The sequence below is a fragment of the Streptomyces sp. NPDC005151 genome (assembly GCF_053599875.1).
On sequence record NZ_JBSFYR010000255.1, the window covers coordinates 1 to 1,415 of the forward strand.

Here is a 1,415-nt window from a genome sequence, read left to right on the forward strand (position 1 = left end):
GGCTCCCCTGTCGCTTCCGTGGGTCGCTGACCTGGTCTGATATGCAGAACACGCCGTACCCCGGCTACGTTTCGACTTGCGACGGTACGAAACGGAAGAACCTGGATACGGCGTGCAATCTGCAAGGATATGGACTCGGCTGCTCGGTGTCGAGAAGACCGTGATCGAGCGGGTCGAGGCCGAGGAGAGCGACTCGGACGAGGGCGGCCCGCAGGACGTGCTGATCGTGATGCACGCCCGGCCGGCCCGGGGCCGACGGCGGCGGTGCGGGATCTGCGACCGGCGGTGCGCCAAGTACGACAACGGCGAGGGCCGGCGGCGCTGGCGGGCGCTGGACCTCGGCACGATACGGGCGGTGATCGAGGCCGACGCGCCCCGCATCTCCTGTCCCGAGCACGGGGTGACCGTGGCGGCGGTGCCCTGGGCACGGCACGACGCCGGACACACCCTGCCGTTCGACGAAACGGTGGCGTGGCTGGCGACCTGCTGCTCGAAGACCACCGTCACCCAGCTGATGCGGATCGGCTGGCGCACGGTGGGCAACATCTGCACCCGGGTGTGGGACGACGTCACCGAACGGGTGGACTTGCTGGCCGGGTTGCGCCGGATCGGCATCGACGAGATCAGCTACAAGAAGCACCACAAGTACCTCACCATCGTGGTCGACCACGACTCCGGCCGCCTGGTGTGGGCCGAAGCCGGACGCGACAAGGCCACCCTGCGGACGTTCTTCGACCTGCTCGGCGAGGAGCGCTCGGCGAAGATCACGCATGTCACGGCGGACGCCGCCGAGTGGATCTCCAAAGTGGTCGCCGAGCGCTGCCCGGGTGCGGTGCGGGTGATGGACCCCTTCCACGTCGTCCAGTGGGCGACCGAGGCCCTGGACCAGGTCCGCCGCGATGTCTGGAACACCGAACGCGGCGGCAAGGGCCGTGCCACCGCAGGCTCCAAGTCCCTCAAGAGGTCCCGCTGGGCACTGTGGAAGAACCCGGAGGATCTCACCGAAGGCCAGCGGGCCCAGCTCGCCTTCATCGCCAAGGCCCATCCCGTCCTGCACCGCGCCTACCTGCTCAAGGAGGGCCTGCGGATGGCACTCAAGCAAGGCGCGGACACCCAACAGGCTCTGTGGGACTGGGTACTGTGGGCTCGCCGCTCCCGCCTGGCCCCGTTCGTCGCGCTGCAACGCTCCATCGTCCGGCACTGGGACGCCATCGTCGCAGCCTCCGAGCACCACTTGAGCAACGGACTCGTCGAGAGCATGAACACCAAGATCCGCCTGATCACCCGCATGGCCTTCGGCTTCAAACACGCCGACGCCCTCATCGCCCTCGCCATGCTCAACCTCGGCGGCCACCGGCCTCACCTACCAGGCCGTCAAGCCACATAAACCCACCCACGGAAGCGACAGGGGAGCC

1 protein-coding gene is annotated in these 1,415 nt (G+C 68.2%); it reads left to right on the top strand.

Going from position 1 to position 1,415, the window contains the following annotated elements; genetic code table 11:
- The first annotated feature begins 112 nt into the window (after positions 1–112).
- The gene (locus ACWD6R_RS40550; protein ID WP_451823340.1) at positions 113–1,387 is read left to right on the top strand and encodes an ISL3 family transposase; all 1,275 of its coding nucleotides are present in this window, start codon (positions 113–115) and stop codon (positions 1,385–1,387) included.
- The last annotated feature ends 28 nt before the right edge of the window (positions 1,388–1,415 follow it).